The organism is Desulfovibrio piger (assembly GCF_900116045.1).
Classification (GTDB): domain Bacteria; phylum Desulfobacterota; class Desulfovibrionia; order Desulfovibrionales; family Desulfovibrionaceae; genus Desulfovibrio; species Desulfovibrio piger_A.
In genome coordinates this window covers 1946201-1971384 of sequence record NZ_LT630450.1, presented here as the reverse complement: position 1 = coordinate 1971384, position 25184 = coordinate 1946201, and the positions used below count along the sequence as shown (strand labels likewise).

Sequence of the window (25184 nt, the reverse complement as noted above, 5' to 3'; positions counted from 1 at the left end):
AACTGACGGGCGCGCAGGATATATGCCATACTGTTTGGAGTGTACCGCATGAAAAAAACAGGACTCGCAGTCTTTTTCGTCCTCGTGATCCTCCTCGGCCTGCTGGCAGGGCAGCTGGGCATCGCCCACCTGCCCGGGAGCACGAAGGATGCAGATACGGCGCCCGGCCCGGCCGTGACGGAACAGGCCGCGGAGGCCCCGGCCCGGGATGGGGAGGCGGAGCTCCCCGAGGCGGGGACGGAGGGCGCCGGGCAGGAAAATGCTCCCGCCGCTCCCGATGGAGAGGCCGCGGCGGACCAGGAGGTCCAGCCCGCGGTGCCCCTGCCCGAAGGGGCAGAGATCATCAACGGCGAGGCCGTGGTCCACGGTACGGTGGAAAAGGGCGACACCGTCAGCAAGATCATCGAAGGCAACACCGCCTCCGGCTCCCATCCCTATGTGAGCGCCGCCCGGCAGGTCTTTTCCATGCGGGCCTTCCGCACCGGCCAGCCCTACACCATCGTGGTGGACCCCGCTTCCGGCCAGCTCAAGCGCTTCGAGTACGAGATCGACGCCCGCCGCCGTCTGGTGGTGGAAGGGGTGGAAGAGCCCGTGGCCCGCGTGGAGGCCATCGAATATGTGACCACCCTCGCCCAGGTGGAAGCCTCCATCGACGACAACCTGTTCCAGGCCGTGGCCGACATCGGCGAAAGCCCGCAACTGGCCCTGGCCCTGGGCAACCTGTTCGGCTCGGAGATCAACTTCATCCGCGACCTCCAGCCCGGCGACAGCTTCAAGGTGCTGGTGGAAAAGCGCTACCGCGACGGCGAGTACAAGGGCTACGGCCGTGTGCTGGCCGCCCACTTCACCAACAAGGGCACCACCTATGAGGCCTATCTGTTCCACGACGGCACGAACCGGCCGCAGCATTACAACGCCAGGGGCGAGAACCTGCGCAAGACCCTGCTCCAGGCGCCGCTGGCCTTCACCCGCGTGACGTCCCGTTTTTCGCACAACCGCAAGCATCCCATCCTGGGCTACAGCCGTCCGCATCTGGGCGTGGACTACGGCGCGCCCACCGGCACGCCGGTCAAGGCCGTGGGCGACGGCGTGGTCACCCGGCGCAGCTGGGCCGGCGGCTACGGCAACCAGGTCATCATCAAGCATTCGGCCGGGCTGGAGTCCATGTATTCCCATCTGTCCGGCTATGCCCGCGGCCTGCGCAACGGCCAGCGCGTGCGCCAGGGCCAGGTCATCGGCTTCGTGGGCAGCACGGGCCTTTCCTCCGGGCCGCATCTGGATTTCCGCCTGCGGCAGAACGGCAAGTTCGTCAATCCGGCCAAGGCCATCAACCCGCGCGGCGAAGGCGTGCGCAAGGCCTCCCTGGGCAGGTTCCGCAAGACCGTGGAAAAGGAACGCGCCCTGCTGCTGGGCCATACGTCCCTGCTGGAATATGATGTGGACAGCATCGTGCCCCCGGACGATGTGGCGCCTTCCGCCAGGTAGCGGCCACGATGCTTTTTGGGCAGTACGCCGGCAGGAACGCCCCGTGCCATGCACGGGGCGTTCGTTTTTGGGGGGAAGGTCCCCCCTTTGACCAGTGCCCAAAGGGGGGACCTTCCTCCCGGGCCCCCATCCCCCTCCAAATGTACTTTCTCCGGGGGCCTGTCCCGCTCCTGAAAAGCAAAAGCCCCTGTGAAGGGGCTGTGTGCTGGGGCAGGGGGCCGTAGCCGCAACGGTGGCAGAAACCCGGGGAGGAAGTCTTCCCCGGGACGGTTTCATGCGGTTACTGCCCGTCTCCGGGAAGACTGAGATCATAGGGGATGCCGGAGAAATAGCGCGTCAGCAGCTGGTGGAGCTGCGGATAGAAGACGGTGCGGTTGTCCCCGGCGTCCAGCAGCTGGTCCAGGCGGTGCACGCCGGTGGAGACGCCCGGCCGGAGCTGGTCCGGCGGCGGCAGGGTGATCCAGCGGGTGCCCTGGAGCTTCCGGCTGCCGCCAAGGCCCTGTCTGTCGGTATTGATGAGCATGTGGATGCTGCCGTCGAAGCCCATGTAGACATCGTGCGGGGTGAAGGCTCCGGACAGGCGGTCGGCGAGGAAGCGCAGCAGCCGGCTCTGTCCCCGGCTTTCCTGCACAGGGCGCAGGGCCGCCAGGAACGCGTCGATGGCGGCCTTTGCCTCGCCGTGCTTGCCCCTGGTCCAGCGGTCGCCTTCCAGCAGGCCGTGCAGGGCCGTGGCGGCATCGTCCCGGCCGGATTCCAGGCAGACGGCCAGCTGTTCCGCCACATGCGTTTCCTTGTGGATGGCGTTGTCAAGGAGCCTGCCGCAGGCCACGGCCGCGTCCCTGCCCTTTTCCAGCAGCCGCAGGCCGTCCCGCAGGGCCGCGCGTGCCACCACGCCGCCTTCCTGGTCCGCCAGACCGTCCAGGATGCGTTCCACGCTCTGCCGCATCAGGTCGAGGCCCTCCCGGGCGCCGCTGGTGTCCAGCCCCCGCGCTTCGGGCTGGGCGCTGTGCACGGTGGGGTTCTCGGTCTGCATCCGGGCCAGGGTCAGGTTGGCCATGAAACGGGCCACGGACGTGCGCAGCTCCGTGACGGCCTGCTGCCGGTGTTCCGGCTCGCGCGGGCCGCCGGTACGCAGGCGCAGGGCCAGACGGCTGATCTGGAGCCCCTGGGAGATGAGGCTGTCCGCCTGCGGCAGCCGGGCACGCTGCAACAGCGCTCCCGCGTGGCCCACCACCTGATGCAGGGCGCGTGCCTGTTCAAGGGCGTCCAGGCGGCTTTGGGCCTGGCCTGTCCCGGCCAGCTGGAAGACGGGGCGGTCCATGGCCGGTTCGAGATGGCGCAGCAGACCGGCCCGCCCTTCCTGGAAGCGCCGGCGCACGTCTTCCGACATCCGGTCATCTCCTGTCCTCCGGTCGAGGACGGACAGGGCGTCCCTGACGGCCCAGGCATCCGTGGCGGGAGAGCGCAGGGCCTCGATGAGCGTGTCACAGGCCCGGCCCCATTCCTGCCGGTCCATGTCCGGGGGCAGGTCGGTTTCGGCCAGCCCGTGCAGCAGCAGGCAGGCCCGGCAGCGGCTGTCCCGCTGCGCCAGCTCGTCCAGACCTTCGGTCAGCTGGCCGTACAGGCGGGAGATGTCCCGTATCTGGCGGCGTGCCTGCCGGATGCCCTGCCGGAACGGGTCCGCGTCGGGGATGGCCGCATCCGCCGGGGCGCTGTCCCCGGTGGCGGGCCGCTGGCCGCGTTCAAGGGCGGCCAGTTCCTGCCGGACGAAGTCCGCGTCGATGCGGCGGAAATCCTGCCCCTCCTGTCCCGCGCTCTCCGACGTGTCCAGATGACGCAGGGCCAGCGCGCAGACATCGTCCAGGGCGCAGCGGATGGCCCGGCGCATCTGTTCGTCCACCTGATGCTGGACATGGGCAAAGCTGTCCGCATCGGCCGCCAGCCTGTCCTGCAGGACGGCGTCCACGGCTTCCAGGGCCGCTTGCAGGGTGTCCCGGGCCTCGCCCGTGAAACGGGCCAGCGTGGCCTGGCGTTCCTGCAGGGCCTGCCGCGCTTCTGCCTTGAAGTCCAAGCGGCCCAGGAAGAAGTCCCGCAGGGCGGCGGGGCTGAAACGGGAGCGGTAGGGCTGCGGGGCCGTTGGGGGCGCCGTGACATCGAGCGGTGCGGCGGGAGCCGTTCCCAGGTCGGTGGCCCGGGCCTCCACGCGGGCGGCCATGTCGTCCGCGCCGGTGTGCAGGGCATCCCGGATCAGGGCCAGGTCGGCGGCCATGTCCGCCTGCCCGGCATCGAGGTCGGCGATGACCGCATCCAGCAGGCCGCTCGCCTGCAATTGCCGCAACTCCTGGGCCCGCTGCGGGTCTTCCTCGCGCAGGATGGCCATGTTGCGGCGCACACGGGTCTGGAGCAGTCCGGCATAGTCCGCGCCCCGGCTGGTCATGGGGCGGGCTGTCCGGCGCAGCCCGGCCAGCTCCCGCAGGGCCGCTTCCAGATCCTCCCGGCGCCGGGGATCGTCGGGCGCACCGGCAGCGGCATTGCGCAGATGGCCCAGGATCCTGCCCGTTTGGGCGCTGAAGTCTTCCAGCCCGCGACGGAACTTGCCCTGGGCACGCCAGCTGGCCGGGGTGAGGCTGTCCAGCAGCTTGGCGAACCAGCGCCCCACCGTCCTGGGCGGGCCCGGGATGCGGCCGGTCTGCCGTGTGCCCGGCTCCAGCACTTCCATGCTGTGCCTGCCCAGACGGCCCATGCCGCCCAGGGCGTCATAGCCGAAATCCGTATCAAGACTGATGTAGCGCGTCTGCGGTGCCTGCACTGGTCCTGGCATGGCGTCCCCCTTTCTTCGTGATGATGGCGGGCAGTGGTGTGGCGGGCCCGGCCGCTGCTGCCGGGCAGACAGCCGTGGGGCTTCCTGCGGCTGCCTGTGGTTCTGGTCCGGCTTCCATCCGCGGAGTCCCGGGCCCCGCACGGCCCCTTGAGCGGAGATCCCGCCGGAAGATGCCCCGCGACCCGCACGCGGAGCCCCGGCCGGGGCCCTCCGGCATCCGGCGCCGGAACACGGCGTCAGGGCGCCGGCCAGCGGCCCTGCTGGAGCTCGTCGGCCCAGTGGGCCAGGACATCCAGAAAATCTTCCAGCGCGGTGAAGAGCGTGTCCTCACCGGCCCCGGCCGCCGCCACGCGGGCAAAGGCCATGAGCTCTTCGCCGTCCAGACCGAAGAGCGTGTTGCCGCTCTCCCGGCCCAGACAGTGGGCCCGCATCATCCGCTCCATCAGCGCCCTGCCCGGCTCCCCGGCCGGGAGCGGCCCCAGACGGGCATAAAGCCAGATGGCGTCCTCTTCGTCCGCGACTTCAAGGTCCACGATGAAGCGGCCGTCAAAGCGCAGGCGGCACAGGCCGTCCCCGTTGAAGGACAGGGCTGCCCCGGTCCGGCGTGAAAGCGCGTCCAGCATCTCGTGCGGTGTCATGGTCTGCTCCGGTCGTTGAAGGTCATGAAGGTTCTGCCCGGACTGTCCGTATGCCTGTGCGGGCAGATGCATCAACAGTGCCAGCGGCCCCTGACAGAGGAAAGGCCCGACGGGCCGGGCGACCCGGGCAGCCGGGCCGGAAGGGGTGGGAACGGGGGTGGGAAAAACGCTGTCCTGTCCGTCCGCTGCCGTGAACGCTGTTGGCATCCCGGCCGGGACGGCAGGTCCGCCGCCTTTGCCGGGAAGGCTGTCCTCCCGTCAGGGAGAGGAACGTACTGATAGTTATTCTTTTTATTAAAAACAGGATGTTGCGTATGTTGCGCACATCCCCGGGCCTGCATCAGGCGTGGCGCAGCAATTTGGCGGCAAAGGCCGCGGCGCCGAAGCCGTTATCTATATTGAGGACGGCCAGGCCGGGCACGCAGGAGCAGAGCATGCTGTGGAGGGCGGCCATGCCGCCCGCGCCCACGCCGTAGCCCACCGAGGTGGGGACGGCCAGCACCGGGCAGGGCACCAGACCGGCCAGCACGCCGGGCAGGGCGCCTTCCATGCCGGCCACGGCGATGATGAGGCGGGCGGCGCGCAGATCCCGGATGTGCGGGGCAAGGCGGTGCAGACCGGCCACGCCCACATCGGTGAGGAAGCCGCAGTCGTGGCCCCAGAAGCGCAGCGCTCCGTAGGCTTCGGCGCCCACGGGGATGTCGGCCGCCCCGGCCGTGACCACCATGATCTCGCCCCTGCCGGGCCACGGCGGGCCCAGTTCCGGCACGTCCCGCCCCTCGCCCCCCAGGCAGAAGAGACGGCATGACGCCCAGTAGCGGCCCGTGGGGAATTCGTGTTGCAGCAGGGCCCCCTGCGCCTCCGAGGCGCGGCTGACCAGCACGGGGGCGCCGTGCTGGCTGAGGCCGCGCACGGCCCCCACCAGGGCCCCGTCGGTCTTGCCCTGGGCGAAGACGACCTCGCCCAGGCCGGTGCGCAGGGCGCGTTCATGATCCAGATGCAGGCCCTGCAGGCTGTCGGCCGCAGTGGCGTCTCCCAGATGCCGCAGGGCCTGTTCCGGCGGGATGTCCCCCCGGGCCACGGCCTGCAGCAGGCATTCGATAGCGGTATGATCCATCCCCTGCATATAGGGCAAAGGGCAGCGCTTGTCAGCAGCGGGATGGAGGGGCCGTTTTCCTGCCCTTCTTGAGTTTCTGCCGGAATGCCCCTATAGTTTCCCGTTGCCCGGATTCCTGCGGGCAATAAATTCCGTGCCTTTTTTCGGAGTGCCCATGCTTGATTATATCCGTTCCAATGCCCAGTCCTTTGGCGTCAAGGTCGCCTTCGCCATCATCATCCTCGTGTTCATGTTCTGGGGCGTCGGCAGCCTGACCGACGGCGGTTCCAGCAATGTGGTGGCCAAGGTCAACGGTGAGCCCATCACGGCCCAGCAGTTCGAGCAGGCCTACCAGCGGGCCGCCGAATACGCCATGCGCAACGATCCCTCCCTGACCCGTGAGGCCCTGGTGCAGCAGAAGCTGGGCCGCCAGGTGCTCAACGAGCTCATCAGCGCCCAGCTGATCCGCCAGGAAGCCGCCCGCGTGGGGATGACCGTGAGCCCTGAGGAGATGCATTATGTGGTCTCCAGGCTGCCCGCGTTCCAGGACGCCCAGGGCAAGTTCGATCCCGGGGCCTACAAGCGTGCCATCGAAGCCCAGCGCATGAGCGTGGCCGAATACGAACAGGGCCTGGCGGACAGCATCCTGCGCGACAAGGTGATGCGCACCGTGGCCGGCAGCGCCTGGGCCGCCGGTGATGAAGCCCGCAAGTACTATGATTTCCTCACCCAGCAGCGCACGGTGGAATACCTCTATCTGCCCGCGGCCGATTTTGCCGCTTCGGTGAAGCCCACCGGGGAAGAGATCAGCGCCTGGTACGAGGCCCACAAGGCCGAGCTGGCCAGCCAGCCCCGCGTGGAAGTGGAATACGTGGCCGTGGCGCCCGAGGCCCTGGTGCGTCCCGAGAGCGTGGATGCCGGGGCCGCCCGCAAGTGGTACGAAGCCAACCAGCAGCGCTTCCGCCAGCCCGAACAGGTCAAGGTGGCCCACATCCTGGTGCCCCTGGCGGAGAACGCCTCCGAGGCGGCCGTGAAGCAGGCCATGGAAAAGGCCGCCCGCATCCGCAGCGAGGCGGAAAAGGGCGACTTCGCCGCCGTGGCCGATGCCAACAACGGCCCCAATGCCGCCGGTCCCGGCGGCGAGCTGGGCTGGATCCAGCGCGGCCAGACCGTGAAGCCTTTCGAGGATGCCGCCTGGGCCCTGCAGCCCGGCCAGATCTCCGAACCCGTGCGCAGCCAGTTCGGCCTGCACATCATCAAGATGGAAGAGCGCAAGGATGCCAGCGTGCAGCCCTTTGCCGACGTGGAAGCCGAAGTGCGCGCCACCCTGGCCAAGCAGGAAGGCGTGGAAAAGGTCAACGACGTGCTGGACAGCCTGATCGGTGACAACATCAACAACCGTCCCCTGCAGGAAAGCGCGGCCCGCGCCGGCAGCTACAAGGATGCCGACGGCAGGGAACAGCCCCTGCTCAAGGCCGAGCGTACCGGTCTGGTGGGCCAGGCCGAACTGCAGAAGGCCCTGGGCGTCAGCGACGAGATGGCGGCCAGCCTGATGAAGGCCCCGGCCAACTCTCCTGTGGACACGGCCCTGGAAGCCGGTGACCGTTATCTGGTGGTGCGGGTGCTCGCCTCCGAGCCGTCCACCACGCCCAGCCTGGAGCAGGCCCGCGACCGCGTCATGAAGGCCCTGGTGGCGGAAAAGTCCCTGCAGGCCGCCATGGAAAAGGCCACCGCCATCCGCAAGGCCATGACCGGCGGCACGCTGCCCGCTGAAGACGCCGCCCGCGTGCGGAGCGCCGACCTGACCCGCGACGGCGCCCTGGCCGGCTTCGTGCCCAACCCGGCCATGAACCAGGTCATCTTCCGCGCCGCGCCGCAGACCTGGATAGACCAGGCCTTCAGCGTGTACGAGCAGGACGACAGCAGCAAGGGTGGTGCCCTGCTCTGCCGCGTGACCGCCGTGGAACAGCCCAAGGCCGACGGCTGGGCCGGCATGGCAAACCTGCTCACCGAGCTGGTGCAGCGCAAGCGTGTGGAAGGCATGTACCAGACCTTCATGCGCATGCTGGAACAGAAGGCCAAGATCGAAGTCTACAACAGCCGCGTGCTGGAAAGCGCCGGTATCTAGGAAAGATAACGGTTGGGGGAGGAAACCCCTTGCTTTGCTGTCGATGCCCGCAGCTTCCTTCGTCGCAACGGGCACGGCCCTGCAGCCGCCTTCGGTCGCTGCTAGCGGCAAAAAGGGGTTTCCTCCCCCAGCCCCCCAAAAAAACGTTCATCAGAGGCTGCCTGCAAAGGCAGTCTCTTTTTTATTGTATGACATTGCCGGGCATGGCCCGAAGTCACGGGACCATAAGCACTCGCGGACGGTTTGCCTTTTTTAGCCTGCGGGAACAGAAAGGCAGAACAGTCGTTGCCGGGCGGCCATGCCGGGTGGACCACGCTTTCTTTTTTCGTGGCTGCAGGGGCGGGTATCCGCCCTCCCGGCCTCCCCTTTTGGCGGATACTTGCCGGGCCGGGGCTTTACTGACAAAATAGTCGTTCCCTGAGGCATTTCTCCCTGCTTTTTTTCGGGCGCGGTGCGTCCCGTAGGCAGGGATTGCCCTGTGGGGCAAAACAGCATATGAGCGGTTTTTGGAAGGATGGGGGGAGTTTGAGGGGGGAAGGGAACCTTTTTTCCGCCAGGAAAAGGTTCCCTTCCCCCCTCGAAAAAAGCTCCCCTTTCCGCCATCCCTTATCGCATAGGAGGTCACCATGTGTGGCATTATCGGATATGCCGGGCACCGTCCGGCGGTGCCTGTGGTCATCGAGGGCCTGCGGCGCCTTGAATACCGCGGTTATGATTCCGCGGGCGTTGCCTGGGTGCAGCGCGGCGAGCTGTGCATCACCCGTGCCCAGGGCAAGCTCTCCGCCCTTGAGGAAAAGCTGGCCAAGGAGCCCGTTTCCCTGGCCACCTGCGCCATGGGCCATACCCGCTGGGCCACGCACGGCGTGCCCGCCGAGCGCAACGCCCATCCCCATGCTTCCAATGACGGCCGTCTGGCCATCGTGCATAACGGCATCATCGAGAATTATCAGGAACTGAAGGAAGAGCTGCTGCAAAAGGGCTATGTCTTCCATTCCGAGACCGACACGGAAGTGCTGGTCAACCTCATCGCCGACTGCCACACGCAGGAACCCGACCTGCTCAAGGCCTTTGCCGCGGCCCTGCGCCGGGCCCGCGGCGCCTATGCCGTCTGCCTCATGAGCCGGGAATACCCCGGTGAGATCTGGGCCGCGCGCATGTCCGCCCCGCTCATCTTCGGCATCGGCACGGGCGAGCACTTCGTGGCGTCGGACATCCCGGCCTTTTTGCCCTACACGCGCACGGTGGTCTTTCTGGAAGACGGCGAGATCGTGCACGCCACCAATACCGAATACGAGATCCTGCGCCTGGCCGACCTCTCCCCGGTGGAGCACGAGCCCCAGACCATCCAGTGGGACATGCAGGCGGCCCAGAAGGGCGGCTACCGCCACTTCATGCTCAAGGAGATCTTCGAGCAGCCCCAGGTCATCGTGGACGGCCTGAGCGGCCGCCTCAATGCCGCCCGTGACACGGTGCTCCTGCCCGAGCTGGATGCCCTGCCCGTGCCGCGCCGCTTGCATATCGTGGCCTGCGGCACGTCCTACCATTCCGGCCTCTGGGCGCGGCACCTCATCGAGCCCTGGGCCAAGGTGCCGGTGCAGCTGGAGATCGCTTCCGAGTTCCGCTACCGCGAGAGCCTGCCCCTGGACAAGGACGACATGGTGCTGGTCATCAGCCAGAGCGGCGAGACCGCCGATACCCTGGCCGCCCTGCGCATCGCCCGCGAACACGGCGTGCCGGTGCTGGGCCTGTGCAACGTGGTGGGTTCGTCCATCGCCCGCGAGTCCTCGGCCGTCATCTACACCCAGGCCGGGCCCGAGATCAGCGTGGCCTCCACCAAGGCCATGTGCAGCCAGATGCTCATGCTGGCGCTGGTGGCCCTGTACTGGGGCGGCCGTCAGGGCATCATGGACGCGGCGGCCCGCGCCCGCCAGATCGCCCTGCTGGAGTCCCTGCCCTCCCAGCTGGATGCCGCCCTGCCCGCCATGCATGAAAAGGCCCGCCAGCTGGCCCGTGCCTATGCCCAGGCCCGCAATTTCTTCTATCTGGGCCGCGGCCACTGCTACCCGCTGGCACTGGAAGGGGCGCTCAAGCTCAAGGAGCTTTCCTACATCCACGCCGAAGGCTATGCCGCCGGCGAGATGAAGCACGGCCCCATCGCCCTCATCGATCCGGCCTTCCCCACCTTTGCCCTGGCTCTGGACGATGCCCTCTTCCCCAAGGTGAAATCCAACATCGTGGAAGTGCAGGCCCGTCAGGGCAAGGTCATCGCCCTGACCAATGCGGGCATGGACCTGGCCGTGGACGATGTCTGGGAGATCCCCGCCCTGCCCGCTCCCCTGGCCGGTTTCATGGCCCTTCCCGCCCTGCAGCTGTTCAGCTACGAGATGGCCGATTATCTGGGCAAGGACGTGGACCAGCCCCGCAACCTGGCCAAGAGCGTGACCGTGGAATAGGTCCGCTCTTCCTTCCCTGACATATGAAAAAGGACGCCGTGAGGCGTCCTTTTTTGCGTCCGGCCCCATGCGCCCCCCGCCGGTGACGTCCGCCCCGGGGCTCAAGGGAACTTTTCCCCTGCCGGCGGGGCGGGTCCAGCTGGGGCCGTCAGCACAGAAAGATCACAGGTGCGGCGTCGCCTGCCACTCTTCAGGATAAAGCGCGTTTGAAGGAGGACGGGGGCCTTCCCCCAAAGAAGCACGCGCCCCTTCCGGGCATTGCCAAAGCATTTTGGCCTGTGGCATAGTCTCTGGTGCAAAATTTCACGCCCGCCGGATGCCCGCGCATCGCCCCGTCGCCGTGGACGGGAAAGGACGGGCCTGCCTTTCATCGCCATCACGGCACAGCACAGACTACGCAGGAAGCAAGATGATCCAACTGAGCGACAAACCGGTCATTGTGCAGGGCAACACCCTGATGGAACAGGAAGAAGCCGCGGCGCGCGGCATCGATTGCGCCGCTGCCCGTCAAAATACCCTGGCCTGGAACATCCTGGCCGCCCACAACACGACTGCCGGGGACGACCCCACCCTGCGCCTGCGTTTTGACGCCCTGGCCTCGCACGACATCACCTATGTGGGCATCATCCAGACGGCCCGCGCCAGCGGCCTGGAACGCTTCCCCATGCCCTACGCGCTCACCAACTGCCACAACAGCCTGTGCGCCGTGGGCGGCACCATCAATGAGGACGACCACCTCTTCGGCCTGACCGCCGCCCGCAAGTACGGCGGCATCTTCGTGCCGCCCCATCTGGCGGTCATCCACCAGTACGCCCGCGAGATGATGGCCGGTTGCGGCAAGATGATCCTGGGTTCCGACAGCCATACCCGCTACGGCGCCCTGGGCACCATGGCCGTGGGCGAAGGCGGCCCCGAGCTGGTCAAGCAGCTGCTGGGCAAGACCTATGACGTGGCCCGCCCCGAAGTGGTGCTGGTCTGGCTGGAGAACGCCCCCCGTCCCGGCGTGGGCCCGCAGGACATCGCCATCGCCCTCATCGGCGCGGTGTTCAAGAACGGCTTCGTCAAGAACCGGGTCATGGAATTCGCCGGTCCCGGTGTGGCGGGCCTTTCCGTGGAATACCGCTGCGGCATCGACGTCATGACCACCGAGACCACCTGCCTGTCCTCCATCTGGACCACGGACGACAAGGTGCGCGATTACCTGGCCCTGCACGGCCGTGCCGACGATTACACCGAGCTGCGCCACGACAAGCCCGCCTGCTTCGACCGCTGCATCCGCGTGGACCTGTCCACCATCGAGCCCATGATGGCCCTGCCCTTCCATCCCAGCAACGCCTATCCCGTGGCCGAGGTGGTGCGCCATGCCGACGAGCTGTTCGCCGCCGTGGAAGAAGAGGCCCGCAAGCAGTTCGGCAAGGCCGGGGAAGGCCTGCAGCTGCGCGCCAAGATCCATGACGGCGGCGTCTGGGTGGATCAGGGCATCATCGCCGGTTGCGCGGGCGGTTCGTTCGAGAACTGCTGTATGGCCGCTTCCATCCTGGACGGCCGGAGCACCGGCTGCGGCGAGTTCTCGCTCTCCGTCTACCCCGCCAGCGAACCCCAGGCCATCGCTCTGGTGCGCAACGGTGCAGCGGCCAAGCTCATGGCCGCCGGTGCGGTCATCAAGAACGCCTTCTGCGGTCCCTGCTTCGGCGCGGGCGACACGCCGGCCAACGGCGCCCTGTCCATCCGCCACTCCACCCGCAACTTCCCCAACCGCGAAGGCTCCAAGCCAGGCAACGGCCAGATCTCGGCCGTGGCCCTCATGGACGCCCGCTCCATCGCCGCCACCGCCGCCAACGGCGGCCGCCTGACCCCGGCCACGGAACTGGACTGGGACACGCTGGCCGTGGACACCACCTACACCTTCGATGCGGGCATCTACCAGCGCCGCGTCTACAACGGCTTCGGCAAGGCCGATGCCGCCGCGGAACTCAAGCGCGGCCCCAACATCGCCGACTGGCCGTCCATGAGCCCCCTGCCGGAAAACCTGGTGCTGCCGCTGGCTTCGGTCATCACCGACCCCGTGACCACCACCGACGAACTCATCCCCTCGGGCGAGACCTCGTCCCTGCGCTCCAACCCGCTCAAGCTTTCCGAGTTCACCCTGTCGCGCAAGGATCCCGCCTATGTGGGCCGCGCCAAGGACGTGCAGGCCATGGAAAAGGCCCGTCTGGCCGATCCCGCCGATGCCGCCCTGCTGGCGAAGCTGGAAGGCCTGCTGGCGCCCCTCAAGGCCGCGCAGCCCGAGGTCTATGCCGCGGTGCTGGGCTCCGGCCTGAAGGACACGGGCATCGGTTCCACCATCTTCGCCCTCAAGCCCGGTGACGGTTCCGCCCGCGAGCAGGCCGCCTCCTGCCAGAAGGTGCTGGGCGGCTGGGCCAACGTGGCCGCCGAATACGCCACCAAGCGTTACCGCTCCAATCTCATCAACTGGGGCATGCTGCCCCTGCTGGCCGATGCCTCCCTGGCGCAGAAACTCAGCGTGGGGGACTGCTTCGTCCTGCCCGGCATCCGCACCGCCGTGGAGAAGGATGCCGCCGGCATCACCGGCTGGCTGGTGGGCGCTGCCGGGACCGTGGAGCCCGTGGAACTGCGCCTGGGCGATCTGACCGCCGACGAACGCCAGATTATTCTGGACGGCTGCCTCATCAACTTCTACAACCACAAGTAACGCTGCGGTACACGACCGCCGCGTCGCCATCTGGAAAGGGGCCTCACCGGGAGGCCCCTTTTGCTGTGGGCGGCGTTCCCCCCGTTTTTCCGTGGCGTCCCCAGGATTCCATCAGCTGGAAGGTCCGCAGGGCACTATGGTTCCTGCCGCCGGGGCGCGTCCCTTGTCTGCCCTTCCCACACATATGCCAACACGGACAGAGGGCGGCCCCGCGGCCCCTGCGGCTGCCCGGCCTGACAGCCGCCACGGCGGGAGCTCCCTTGCGAGACGGGGAACTCCCGCCTCTTTTTTCTGGATGGAGGGAGCATCATGACATACAGGGAAGCACAGAAAGAACATCATCTGCGACAGCTTGCCAGTCTGTTCGAAGGGGACCCCGGTGGAGGGAAATACGGGAGGAATGTCTATCCGTTCGTCCTGCAGGCGCCTGAAAAAAATCTTCTGGCCTCTGTACGGGAAGAGGTCCTGCTCTATTTCAACGGCCATTTGCCGGGAGCGGAGGGCACGGTGCACTTCTGGAATCCCGGCGGGGAAAAGGTGGTCGTCGGTCATGTGTGCAGCCTGCCCACCGGGCATCTGCTTTCTTCGCAGGTGGCCTGCCTCAACCATCTTTTTCCGCTATGCCGTGACGGGAAGGCGTCCACGCTGCTGCTGCGGGAGCTGCACCCGGATATGGTGGAAGCCCTGCCTGTGGGCATCCACGCGCGTGACATGTTCGTGGAATTTGAGGTCACAGGGGGCGGAAGTTACCTCAACGAGGAACAGCGGGGCAGATCGCTGACCCGGGGCGCCAACGCCACATCCGTGGATGCGGTCATGAAAGGACGGGATGCCCGGGGGAACATCCGGCTGTTCCTCATCGAATGGAAATATACGGAAAATTACCATTCCAGGCGCAAAAAGGATCCCGACAGCGGGATGGATGCACAGCTCTGGCGTTACAGGAGTTTCTTCACCCGTGACGGCAGTCCCTTCACTTTCTGCAACAGTGACGTGGACACCACGTTTTTCAAGGAGCTTTTGATCGAGCCGTATTACCAGCTCATGCGCCAGACCCTGCTGGGCTGGAAGATGACGCAGGACCCGTCCCGCAACGGACAGGCCACGTCGTTCACGCATATCGTGGTCATCCCGCACGGCAATACGGCCCTTCGTTCAGGCTGTGCGGGCATCGCAGGGCGACAGGGGGATCTTGCCGGGGCCTGGAACGCACTTGTCCGGGAACCCGCACTCTTCCTTGCGCCCGGGGAGTTGCTGCATCCGTTGACGACGCAGCCGGACTATGCCCGGCTGCTGGACTATCTTTGCCGCCGTTACTGGCAGGACGGGCGCTCCTGTTCATAATCATCGGGGTACGGGCCGCCGGGCATGAAAAAAGGACGGTCCGCGAGGGCCGTCCTTGTCGTATCCGTTGCTGTGCGGCAGCCTTACAGGCTGGCGGCCACCTTGCGCAGCAGGCGGGCCAGCTGGTTGGTGAAGCCGGATTCATTGTCGTACCAGATGATGAGCTTGGCCATGGTGCCGTCCATGACCTGGGTGGACAGGGCGTCAACGACACCGCCGTAGGTGCTGCCCTTGAAGTCGATGGAGACCAGGGGCTCGTCGCAGTAGCCCATATTGTCGTGCAGGGCGCCGTCATGGGCGGCCTTGAGGGCGGCGTTGATCTCTTCGGCGGTGGCGGGCTTTTCCAGCTCGCAGGTCAGGTCCACCAGGGAGATGTCGGGGGTGGGCACGCGCACGGCCATGCCGTCCAGCTTGCCTTTCAGTTCGGGCACCACCAGGGCCAGGGCCTTGGCGGCACCGGTGGAGGTGGGGATCATGGACACGCAGGCGGCGCGGGCGCGGCGCAGGTCCTTGTGGGAGCCGTCCAGGATGCGCTGGCTCATGGTGTAGGAGTGGATGGTGGTCATCAGGCCGTGGCGGATGCCGAAGGCGTCGTTGAGGACCTTGGCCACCGGGGCCAGACAGTTGGTGGTACAGGAGGCGGCGGAAATCACGGTATGGGCGGCGGCATCGTAGATGCCGTCATTGACGCCCATGACGATGGTGGCGTCGGCTTCCTTGCAGGGGGCCGAGACCACGACCTTTTTGGCGCCGCACTGCAGGTGCTGGGCGGCATCTTCGCGTTTTTTCAGGGTACCGGTGGTCTCCACGGCGATGTCGATGCCGAGGCGGGCCCATTCCCATTCACCGGTCTTGCAGCGGGTGACTTCGATATGGCGGCCGTTGATGATGATGCCGTTGTCGTCATGGTCGACGGTGCCGGGGAAAATGCCGTACACCGAGTCGTATTTGAAAAGGTGGGCCAGCGAAGCATTGTCGGCGCGGGCGTTGATGGCGGTGATGCGGATGTCTTCCGAATCAGCCAGCAGACGCAGCAGATAGCGACCGATGCGGCCAAAGCCGTTCATCCCCAAAGATACGGACATGTTGCGCTCCTTCACGCGAGAGAGATGAAAACGCCGCCTCCCCGATGGAGGCGGCGTGAAAGACTGGTCTAGGCCTTGCCGGAAGATCCCATGACGTTGCGGATCTTGTGGGCGACCATATCCTTGACGGCCTGTCGCGCGGGCTTCAGGTACGCGCGGGGGTCGAAGGCTTCGGGGTGTTCCGCCAGATACTGGCGGATGGAGGCGGTCACGGCCAGACGGATGTCGGTATCCACGTTGATCTTGCACACGCCCATGCCGGCCGCCTTGCGCAGCATGTCTTCCGGCACGCCGCGGGCGCCGCCCACCTGGCCGCCGAACCTGTTGCAGGCCTCCACGAATTCCTGGGGCACGCTGGAGGCGCCGTGCAGCACCAGCGGATAGCCGGGCAGGCGCTTGCCGATCTCTTCCAGGCGGTCGAAGTCCAGCCTGGCTTCGCCCTTGAACTTGTAGGCCCCGTGGCTGGTGCCGATGGCCACGGCCAGGGAGTCGCAGCCCGTGCGTTCCACAAAGTCCACGGCCTGGGCGGGGTCGGTGTACACATGGTCGGCATTGCTCACATGCTCTTCCACCCCGGCCAGCTTGCCCAGTTCGGCCTCCACCCAGATGCCGCGCGGGTGGGCGTATTCCACCACCTGCCTGGTCAGGGCGATGTTTTCTTCATAGGGCAGGTGCGAGCCGTCGATCATCACGGAGGTGAAGCCGCCGTCGATGCAGTCGCGGCACAGCTCGAAGCTGGAGCCGTGGTCCAGGTGCACCACCACGGGCACGGACGGATCCTCGGCCAGGGCGGCCTCCACCAGCTTCATGAGGTATTTCTGCCCGGCATAGCTGCGCGCGCCCGAGGAGACCTGAAGGATCACGGGGGATTTTTCCTCCGAGGCGGCCTGCATGATGCCCTGCACGATTTCCATGTTGTTGACGTTGAACGCGCCCACAGCATACCGGCCCGCATAAGCGGCGGCGAACATTTCCTTAGGCCCGATAAGCGGCATGGATTCCTCCTGCACCACGTGCGATACGACACGGCGCGCACCGTGCGCGCGTGGGATGAAATGGGAAGGCGGACAGGAATGCCTGTCCGGCCGGCCTGTCTGCTGTATCGGCGGCCGCCGTGGGATCCGGCAGGGATGCGTGCCGGAGGGACTGCTGCCGGGCAGCCGCAACGAAGCAATTCATTGTACAAAAAAAAGCCCCAAAGGGAAATGACTTTGGGGCTGTTGTGGAAAAATTCATAAAATCGGCACCCGCAGGGGCCGTATGGTCAGGAAAGCAGCATGTCCTCCAGGCTGCGCAGGCTCTCGTGGTCCGTGAACTCGAAACGCAGGGGCGTCACGGTGATGTAGCCGCGGTTGAGCAGGTCCTTGTCCGAACCGGCATTGATGGTGTGCGGCGGGATCTCGCCTTCCAGCCACCAGTAGGGTTCGCCGCGCGGGTCCTTGCGTTCGGCGTAGGCGTTCTTCCACACGGCGCTGGTCTGCGGGCAGATGCGCAGGCCCTTGGCCTCGGAGAGCGGGCCGCGGGGATAGTTGACGTTGATGACGCGGCGATGGGGCACTTTTTTCCAGTCGATGCGCGCGGCCAGCTCCACGGCGTGGCGGGCGATGGCCTCCATGTCCGGGGTGCCGCCGCCGACATCGCAGGAGAGCGCCATGCTGGGCAGGTCTTCGTGGGCGGCTTCGGTGGCCGCGCCCACGGTGCCGGAATAGAGGATGTCCGGGCCCACGTTGCTGCCCGCGTTGATGCCCGAGATGACCATGTCGGGCCGTTTTTTCAGCAGGTTGCCCAGGGCCAGCTTCACGCAGTCCGTGGGGGTGCCGTACAGGCCCAGACCTTCGAAGTCGGGCTCCTCGATCTTGTGGGCACGCAGGGGGTCGAAAAAGGTCAGGGAATGGCCCACGCCGGACTGTTCGTGCATGGGCGCCACCACATGCACGGTATGCCCGGCTTCGCGCAGGGCCCGGTACATGGCACGCAGGCCCTCGGCCCGGATGCCGTCGTCGTTGGTCAGGAGCACTCGCATTTGACAATACCTCTGAAACAAGGGAATCTTTACGGATAAACAGGCCCCCGCGGATCCGCGGGGATGCCCGGGAACCTCAGGAACATGCAAGACAGGCGGTCCGTGGCCGCAGAGTCAGGATATATGCAAAAAGGCATCTTCGTCAAAGACATGACGGCCCCCAACGAGGCGGAGGGCATCTTCGTCATCACCCTGGCCGCGCAGGGCAGCTCGCGCAACGGACCTTACTGGCGGCTCGTGCTGGCCGACGCCAGCGGCAGCGTGGAGGCCAAGATCTGGTCGCCCCTGAGCGCCTCTTTTCCCGTCCTGCGCACGGGCGTCTTCTTCTACGCCCACGGCCGGGTGAGCACCTTCCGCGACCAGCTCCAGTTCACGGTGGAGGAAGGCCGCCTGCTCACGCCGGAAGAAGGCGCCGCCCTGGACCTGGCCGACTTCATGCCCGCCAGCCCCTACCCGCTGGATGCCATGATGGACGAGCTCATGGCCCTGGTCCGCGAGGAGTTCCGCCACAAGCCCTGGCGCAGGCTGGTGGACGGCGTGTTCAAAAATGAGGCGCTGCGCGAGGCCTTCCGCACCTGCCCGGCGGCCAAGGGCGTGCACCACGCCTACGCGGGCGGCCTGCTGGAACATACCCTGGGCGTCTTCAAGCTCTGCCGCCGCCTGGCCGACCAGTATCCCGAGCTGGACCGCCAGACCCTGCTGGCCGGGGCCCTGTTCCACGACTTCGGCAAGATCCGCGAATTTTCCGGCGGCATCGCCAACGATTATACCGACGAGGGCCGCCTGCTGGGGCACCTGGAGATCTGCGTGGAGATGCTGGCCCCCTATCTGGAAAAGTCGGGGCTGGAGCCCGAATTGCAGCGCCATCTCAAGCATCTGGTGCTGAGCCACCACGGCACGCTGGAGTTCGGGGCCGTGCGCGTGCCGCAGACCGCCGAGGCCCTGGCGCTGCACTATGCGGACAACATCGACGCTAAGATGGCCCAGTGCCGGGGCCTGTTCGCCCAGCTGGGCGAAGGCGAGAGCTGGACGCCCTATCAGGCCACTCTGGGCCGGGCCATGCACCGCTGCGCGCGGACGCCGGTGGAAGAAAAAGTCGAAAAGAAGTCCCGCGCTTCCCGGAAAAATCCCGGGGATGACGGGATGCTCTCCCTGCTGTGAGGCTGCCATGTTCATCACATTCGAAGGCATAGAAGGTTCCGGCAAGACCACGGCCCGGCAACTGCTGGCCCAGGAGCTGGAAAAGCGCGGCCATGACGTGCTGCTGACCCGCGAACCGGGCGGCTGCGGCCTGGGGCGCGCCCTGCGTCCCATCCTGCTGGACGCCCGCAATTCCGGCCTGTGCAACCGGGCCGAGCTCTATCTCTTTTTGGCCGACCGGGCCCAGCATGTGGCCGAGATCATCCGTCCGGCCCTGGAAGCCGGGCAGATCGTCATCTGCGACCGCTACACCGACTCCACCCTGGCCTACCAGGGCTACGGCCGCGGCCGCGACCCCGACCGCCTGCGCCGGGCCAACGATCTGGCCACCGGCGGCCTGCAACCGGATCTGACCCTGCTCTGCGACCTGCCCGTGTCCGCGGGGCTGGAGCGCGCGGGCCTGCGCAACCGGCGCGAGGGCACGGTGCTCTCCGAAGGCCGCTTCGACGGCGAGAGCCTCAATTTCCACGAACGCGTGCGCCAGGGCTATCTGGCCATCGCGGCCGAAGAGCCCGACCGCATCGCCATCATCGACGCATCGCAACCGCCCGAGGACGTGGTGCTGCAATGCCTCTCCGCCGTGGAGCGGCATTTGAAGCAGCGCGGCAGCGGGCTGGAATAAGACGTAAGGATAGTGCCATGAGCGAACTGTATACCGTCACCGCCGAGGAAGGCCGCCTGCGCTTCCTGCCCCGCACCGATGCCGCCCTGGAGCAGGCCGTGCTGGACGAGAGCCCCCTGCCCGGCTGCGGCTTCGTTTCCCGCCTGGGGGATCCCGGGCTGCTGCACTGCGTGGTCTTCCGCCATGAGCGGAAGCCCGGCGGCGTCTTCGTGGTGGAAGACGACAACGGCCTGCTCTTCGCGGCCGTGGCCGAGACCAACCTTGCCTATGCCGTGGCCCTGGGCCGCCTGGGCAAGATGATCTCCTATGCGCGCTACGGCGCCGACATCTTTGCCGAAAACATGCTGGACGACGATGACTGATCCCCTGAGAGCCCGCAACCGGCTGGGCGTGGTCTTTTTCCCCGCCTTCGACTGGGCCATCTCCGCCACCCATCCCGAGCGTGAGGAGCGCCTGCTCTACACCCGTGACCAGCTGGCGGAAGAAGGCCTGTTCGACATCCCCGGCATCACCGAGTACCGCCCGGAGCTCGCCACCGATGCCCAGGTGGAGCGCGTGCACTTCTGCCTACCCTCCACCGGCGCCGTGGTCACGGATTCGCACCGGGCCTCGGCGGGCGGAGCCATCACGGCCGCCCGTCTGGTCATGGAGAAGAAGGAAGACAAGGCCTTTGCCCTGGTGCGTCCCCCGGGCCACCACGCCATGCGCGTGACCCACGGCAACCGCGGTTTCTGCAACATCAACAACGAAGCCGTGATGGTGGAATACATCCGCGACCACTATCCGCATCCCACGGGGCGGCCCCTGCGCATCGCCATCGTGGATACGGACGTGCACCACGGCGACGGCAGCCAGGACATCTTCTGGAACGACCCGCACACCCTGTTCATCTCCCTGCACCAGGACGGCCGCACCCTCTATCCGGGCACGGGCTTCCCGCAGGAATGCGGCGGGCCGGGCGCGCTGGGCCGCACCATCAACATCCCCCTGCCGCCCGAGACCTCGGACGAGGGCTACCTCTACGCCATCGAGCACGCCGTGCTGCCCATGCTGGCGGACTTCAAGCCCGATCTGGTCATCAACTCCGCCGGGCAGGACAACCACTTCACGGATCCGCTGGCCAACATGAAGCTCTCGGCCCAGGGCTACGCGGCCCTCAACCGCGCCCTTGACCCGGACATCGCCGTGCTGGAAGGCGGCTACGCCATCCGCGGCGCCCTGCCCTATGTGAACCTGGGCATCTGCCTGGCGCTGGCCGGCCTGGACGCGGGCGACATCCGCGAGCCCCGGTGGCGGCCCGAGAGCACCCGCCAGAAACAGAAGATCAGCGACTACATCGCCCGCCTCTGCGACGGCCTGCTGGAGCTCTATCACGACCCGCCGTCGGTGCCGCAGGAAGGCGAGGAAGAGCACGGCTGGTGGACGCGGCGCAAGCATGTCTTCTACGATACGGACATGTTGCGCGAGAGCCAGCGCGAGAGCTGGCGCCTGTGCCCGGACTGCTCCGGCCTGGGCTGCTTCGAGACAAGCTCCGAGCGCGTGGCCCGCTCCCTGTGCCTGCTCATCCCCCGCCACGCCTGCCCCCGCTGCCGCGCCGAGGCCGAGGCCCGCGCCGCGGCGGCCCGCAAGGCCGGTCTCCACGCCCATGTGCTGGTACTGGACGGTGACGCCGCGCTGAGATAGATCGCGAAACGATGCCTATCGCCGGGTGCTGCCCGGTGCAATTTCGGAGGAAAAAAGGGGCGCCCCTTATAAGGGCGCCCCTTTTTTCCTCTAACACAACTAAAAAACTAAAATAACGCGCTCCCTAGCGCAAATCGGTGACGCGCTTGGACTTGCTGAAGGTACGGGGCAGGCTGGCGGGATCGGCAAGCTTTACGGCCACGCGGGCCAGCAGGGCCTTGTGCAGGCGCTGTTCCAGCGCGGCCGCCAGCTGGGCGTCGCCGCCGGAGGTGACGCCCTGGGCGCGTTCCACGGTCAGGGTCATGTGGTCCAGCGCCCGGTCGTCGCGGGTCAGCTCCACATGGTATTCGCCGCCCAGTTCGGGGAAGGCGCCGATGACGTCCATGATCTGGCCGGGATAGATGTTGACGCCGCGGTAGATGATCATGTCGTCGGAACGGCCGAGGATGCGGTCATGGCGGGGCATGCTGAGGCCGCAGGGACAGTCGCCGGGCAGCAGGCGGGAAAGGTCGTGGGTGCGGTAGCGCAGCAGGGGCACGGCCTCCTTGCGCAGGCTGGTGACCACCATCTCGCCCACTTCGCCTTCGGGCACGGGCTGCAGGGTCTCGGGATCGAGGATCTCGATGATGAACAGGTCGGCCCAGTAGTGCAGGCCGTTGTGCTCGTCGCAGTCGATGGCCGTCCCGGGGCCGTACATCTCGGTCATGCCCGCGATGTCATAGCTGCTTTCCAGGCCCAGCTTGCTCTCGATGGCCAGGCGCATCTTTTCGCTGCGGATTTCCGAGCCGCAGATGACCTTGCGCAGCCTGAGCTTGTCGCGGATACCGGCGCGCTCCACTTCTTCGGCCAGCAGCAGGGCCATGGAGGCCGTGGCGCCGAAACAGGTGGTGCCCATGTCGCGCAAAAGCTGCAAATGCATTTCGAGGTTGCCGGGGCCCACGGGGATGGTGAGCATGCCGAAGCGCTCGCTGCCCAGCTGGAAGCCCGCACCGGCCGTCCACAGGCCGTAGCCCACGGCCACCTGCATGCGGTCCAGGGGGGTCAGGCCCGCCATCTCGTAGCAGCGGGCCATCTGCAGGGTGAACGTGTCCACGTCATTGGCCGTGTAGGCCAGGATCTTGCGCTTGCCCGTGGTGCCGCTGGAGGCGTGGATGCGCACCACGTCCTCTTCGGGCACGCAGAGCAGGGGCAGGGGGTAGCCTTCGCGCAGGTCTTCCACGTCCACGGTGGGCAGACGGCGCAGATCGTCCAGCGAGGTGATGTCGTCGGGCGTGACGCCGCACGCTTCCAGACGTTTGCGGTACTGGGGGGACCTGAAAGCCTGGCGCACGGTGAAACGCAGGCCTTCCAGCTGCTGGCGGGCGATCTCTTCGGGAGAAAGCCGGGGGATGAAACGATGGGTCATGGAACTGTCTCCTTGAGATCATGGACCGTGGCAACAGGCACCGCAGGGAGCCGCCGGGACACATCGCCGCAAGGCGTTCCCTGCCCTGTGCCGGGAACGGCAGGGCGGCGGATGCTCCTTCCGGCCGGGAACGGCCCGCGGCACCTGCCACAGCTTGCCGCCCGCCATTGTGCGCGTTTTTGTCCCGATGGGCAACAGGGGGGACGGGCGCTCACGCTCTGTCGGGTGCGCCATATGAAAGCGCCCCTTCCCCCGACAGGAGGACGTCACAGCCCGGCGGGACGGGGCGCCACGGGCAGCAGGCCCTCCAGGTCGATACCGGCGGGGCTCACCGAGGCGCGGTAGGGAAAGACCTCCACCCCGGCATCCAGCGCCGCATAGAACAGGGCCGCGTAGGCGGGGTCCACCACGTCCGCCGGGCCGAAACAGTGGCCGTCCGGGCGCTGCACCAGGTAGAACATGGCCGCGCGCTCGCCGCAGCGCACGATGTCCATGAGCTCGCGCAGATGCTTCCGGCCGCGCTCCGTGGCCGCATCGGGAAAGCAGGCCACGCCGTCCTCCACCATGGTCACGTTCTTGCACTCCACCCACAACGGCGGCAGATCCGGCCCGGTGAGGCAGGCGTCCAGGCGGCTCTCGCCCCGTCTGGCCTCCCGGCGGCATTGCGTGTATCCGGCGGCAAAGTCCAGCCGTCCGGCATGGAAGGCGGCCTCTATCATGCGGTTGGGCACGCTGGTGTTGACGCCCACCCAAAAGCCCCGGCCCGGGGCGGGCCCGTCCGCTCCAGCCGTTCCGCCGGGCAGGGGCGGTACGGCCCGTTGGGCCAGCCAGACGGCTTCCTGCGTATAGGGCAGCTTGCGCGCCGGACTGGCCGCGGGCGAAGCCAGCAGGGGCACGCCGGCCTGGGTCAGGCCCAGCATGCTGCCGGAGTTGTTGCTGTGCACCCAGACGTTCCGCCCGTCCAGCAGCATCTCCACACTGAAGCGCTTGTAGCGCCTGATGAAACGCCCCACCACACAGCCCGGGGGAAGGGGCAGCAACGGTGATTTTTCCATGAACCGTCCTCGAAAAGGCATCCGGGGCACGGGGAGCGCCCCTCGTTTACAGTCAGATATGAACTTGTTATGCTGTTGCGCCGTGACCGGAGCGGGCGCGCCGCAGCCCGGCCACACCTATTCCAGGCAAGGAGCACCCTATGCAGATTTCCGAACGTGTGCGCACCATGAAGCCCTCGCTGACCCTCAGCGTCAATACCCGCGCCATGGAGTTGCGGGCCCAGGGCATACAAGTCACCAGCCTGGCCGTGGGCGAACCGGACTTCCCCACCCCCAAGCATATCTGTGAGGCCGCCAAGGCCGCCATCGACGCCAATTTCTGCCGTTACACGGCCGTGCCCGGCATCCCCGAGCTGCGGGCCGCCGTGGGCGGTTACTTCAAGAAATTCTACGGCGAGGACATCGCCCCCGAGTGCACCATCGTTTCCGCCGGCGGCAAGCATGCCCTGTACAACTTCATGCAGGCCTCCATCAACCCCGGTGACGAAGTGCTGCTGCCCGCCCCCTACTGGCTCAGCTATCCCTATATCATCCAGCTGGCCGGCGGCGTGCCCGTCATCGTGCAGGCCTCGCTGGAGCAGGGCTTCAAGATCACGCCGGAGATGCTGGACGCCAAATGCACCGGCAAGACCAGGCTGCTGGTGCTCAACACGCCCAGCAACCCCACGGGCGCCGTCTACAACGCCGAAGAGCTGGCCGCCATCCTGGACTGGGCCGACAGCCGCGACGTCTATGTGCTGACCGACGAGATCTATGACCAGCTGGTCTTCGCTCCGGCCAGGATGGCCAGTGCCGTGCACCACTTCGTCAAAAATCCCGAAAAGGTGGCCATCCTCAACGGCGTCTCCAAAAGTTTCGCCATGACCGGCTGGCGCGTGGGCTATGTGGTGGCCCATCCCGAGATCGTCAAAAAGATGTCCAGCCTGCAGGGCCACTGCACGTCCAACATCTGCTCCATCTCGCAAAAGGCCGCCCTGGCCGGCCTCACCGGGCCCCTGGACTTCCTGGCCGAGATGCGCCAGGCCTTCCAGCGCCGCCGCGATCTGGGCATGGACATCATCAGGGGCTGGGACTTTGCCTCCTGCCCCTGCCCGGACGGCGCCTTCTACCTGTTCGTGGACGTGCGCAAGTGCTTCGGCGGCACGGTCAGGAACTCCACCGAGCTCTGCACCTGGCTGCTGGACAAGGCCCGCGTGGCCGTGGTGCCCGGCGCCGCCTTCGGTGACGACAACTGCATCCGCTTCTCCTACGCCGTCAGCGACGACACCCTGCGCGACGCCCTGCAGCGCATCGGCGACGCCCTGTCCCAGCTGCGGTAAATAGAACTGGAATGAGGACGCCTTCGAGAGATGGAGCTATCCGGTAGCGTACGAGCAGGGCAAAAGTTCGCTAACACTGTAGCCTGCAAAATCAAATAACAGGAGGAGGGGCGG

The 25184-nt window shown here is 66.8% G+C and carries 18 protein-coding genes; 10 read left to right on the top strand and 8 right to left on the bottom strand.

Annotated features, from left to right (window positions below; translation table 11 throughout):
• The first annotated feature begins 48 nt into the window (after positions 1-48).
• Complete coding sequence (locus DESPIGER_RS08910; protein ID WP_072335752.1) at positions 49-1485, top strand: M23 family metallopeptidase; 1437 nt, start codon at positions 49-51, stop codon at positions 1483-1485.
• A gap of 280 nt (positions 1486-1765) precedes the next feature.
• Here DESPIGER_RS08910 and DESPIGER_RS08905 read toward each other — a convergent pair whose 3' ends face one another.
• From DESPIGER_RS08905 to larB, 3 genes are all read right to left on the bottom strand, one after another.
• Positions 1766-4306 (bottom strand): hypothetical protein, encoded by a 2541-nt coding sequence (locus tag DESPIGER_RS08905; RefSeq protein ID WP_156831677.1) that lies wholly within the window; start codon positions 4304-4306, stop codon positions 1766-1768.
• A 236-nt stretch (positions 4307-4542) separates the two neighbouring features.
• Positions 4543-4944 carry a type III secretion system chaperone gene (locus DESPIGER_RS08900; RefSeq protein WP_072335746.1) on the bottom strand — a complete coding sequence of 134 codons (402 nt, stop codon included), beginning with the start codon at positions 4942-4944 and terminating at the stop codon, positions 4543-4545.
• A 340-nt stretch (positions 4945-5284) separates the two neighbouring features.
• Positions 5285-6061, bottom strand: a complete 777-nt coding sequence (gene larB, locus DESPIGER_RS08895) for a nickel pincer cofactor biosynthesis protein LarB (RefSeq protein WP_083575352.1) — start codon at positions 6059-6061, stop codon at positions 5285-5287.
• A 154-nt stretch (positions 6062-6215) separates the two neighbouring features.
• Here larB and DESPIGER_RS08890 point away from each other — a divergent pair, with 154 nt between their 5' ends.
• The 4 genes from DESPIGER_RS08890 (at position 6216) to DESPIGER_RS08875 (ending at position 14678) form a co-directional block, all read left to right on the top strand.
• The gene (locus tag DESPIGER_RS08890) at positions 6216-8168 is read left to right on the top strand and encodes a SurA N-terminal domain-containing protein (RefSeq protein ID WP_072335742.1); all 1953 of its coding nucleotides are present in this window, start codon (positions 6216-6218) and stop codon (positions 8166-8168) included.
• A gap of 626 nt (positions 8169-8794) precedes the next feature.
• Positions 8795-10621, top strand: a complete 1827-nt coding sequence (gene glmS / locus DESPIGER_RS08885; protein ID WP_072335739.1) for a glutamine--fructose-6-phosphate transaminase (isomerizing) — start codon at positions 8795-8797, stop codon at positions 10619-10621.
• 409 nt (positions 10622-11030) lie between these two features.
• The gene (locus tag DESPIGER_RS08880) at positions 11031-13334 is read left to right on the top strand and encodes a hydratase (RefSeq protein ID WP_072335736.1); all 2304 of its coding nucleotides are present in this window, start codon (positions 11031-11033) and stop codon (positions 13332-13334) included.
• A 309-nt stretch (positions 13335-13643) separates the two neighbouring features.
• Entirely contained in the window at positions 13644-14678 is a 1035-nt protein-coding gene (locus DESPIGER_RS08875; RefSeq protein ID WP_072335733.1) for a PGN_0703 family putative restriction endonuclease, read from the top strand.
• 83 nt (positions 14679-14761) lie between these two features.
• Here DESPIGER_RS08875 and gap read toward each other — a convergent pair whose 3' ends face one another.
• The 3 genes from gap to surE all read right to left on the bottom strand — a co-directional run bounded on the left by gap (position 14762) and on the right by surE (position 17786).
• A complete protein-coding gene (gene gap, locus DESPIGER_RS08870; protein ID WP_072335730.1) occupies positions 14762-15763 on the bottom strand; it encodes a type I glyceraldehyde-3-phosphate dehydrogenase in 1002 nt (333 codons plus the stop codon).
• Positions 15764-15831: 68 nt separating this feature from the next.
• Complete coding sequence (fba, locus tag DESPIGER_RS08865) at positions 15832-16758, bottom strand: class II fructose-1,6-bisphosphate aldolase (protein WP_072335727.1); 927 nt, start codon at positions 16756-16758, stop codon at positions 15832-15834.
• Positions 16759-17027: 269 nt separating this feature from the next.
• Positions 17028-17786 carry a 5'/3'-nucleotidase SurE gene (gene surE / locus DESPIGER_RS08860; protein WP_072335724.1) on the bottom strand — a complete coding sequence of 253 codons (759 nt, stop codon included), beginning with the start codon at positions 17784-17786 and terminating at the stop codon, positions 17028-17030.
• 123 nt (positions 17787-17909) lie between these two features.
• Between surE and DESPIGER_RS08855 the strand changes: the two genes are divergently transcribed.
• The 4 genes from DESPIGER_RS08855 to DESPIGER_RS08840 are packed head-to-tail and all read left to right on the top strand — an operon-like array spanning position 17910 to position 21291.
• Positions 17910-18947 (top strand): 3'-5' exoribonuclease YhaM family protein, encoded by a 1038-nt coding sequence (locus DESPIGER_RS08855; protein WP_072335721.1) that lies wholly within the window; start codon positions 17910-17912, stop codon positions 18945-18947.
• A gap of 7 nt (positions 18948-18954) precedes the next feature.
• Positions 18955-19608, top strand: coding sequence for a dTMP kinase (tmk, locus tag DESPIGER_RS08850; protein ID WP_072335717.1), 654 nt, complete (start codon positions 18955-18957; stop codon positions 19606-19608).
• Positions 19609-19625: 17 nt separating this feature from the next.
• Positions 19626-19970, top strand: a complete 345-nt coding sequence (locus DESPIGER_RS08845; RefSeq protein WP_072335714.1) for a hypothetical protein — start codon at positions 19626-19628, stop codon at positions 19968-19970.
• Positions 19963-21291 (top strand): histone deacetylase, encoded by a 1329-nt coding sequence (locus DESPIGER_RS08840; RefSeq protein ID WP_072335711.1) that lies wholly within the window; start codon positions 19963-19965, stop codon positions 21289-21291. Before DESPIGER_RS08845 ends, DESPIGER_RS08840 begins: the two co-directional genes overlap by 8 nt.
• Positions 21292-21415: 124 nt before the next feature.
• Here the strand turns inward: DESPIGER_RS08840 and DESPIGER_RS08835 are convergent, their stop codons facing one another.
• Positions 21416-22696, bottom strand: coding sequence for a phenylacetate--CoA ligase family protein (locus DESPIGER_RS08835; RefSeq protein WP_072335708.1), 1281 nt, complete (start codon positions 22694-22696; stop codon positions 21416-21418).
• A gap of 266 nt (positions 22697-22962) precedes the next feature.
• Positions 22963-23751, bottom strand: coding sequence for a DNA/RNA nuclease SfsA (gene sfsA / locus DESPIGER_RS08830; protein ID WP_083575351.1), 789 nt, complete (start codon positions 23749-23751; stop codon positions 22963-22965).
• A gap of 140 nt (positions 23752-23891) precedes the next feature.
• On the opposite strand from sfsA, the gene DESPIGER_RS08825 reads away from it, so the two are divergent.
• A complete protein-coding gene (locus tag DESPIGER_RS08825) occupies positions 23892-25070 on the top strand; it encodes a pyridoxal phosphate-dependent aminotransferase (RefSeq protein ID WP_072335700.1) in 1179 nt (392 codons plus the stop codon).
• The last annotated feature ends 114 nt before the right edge of the window (positions 25071-25184 follow it).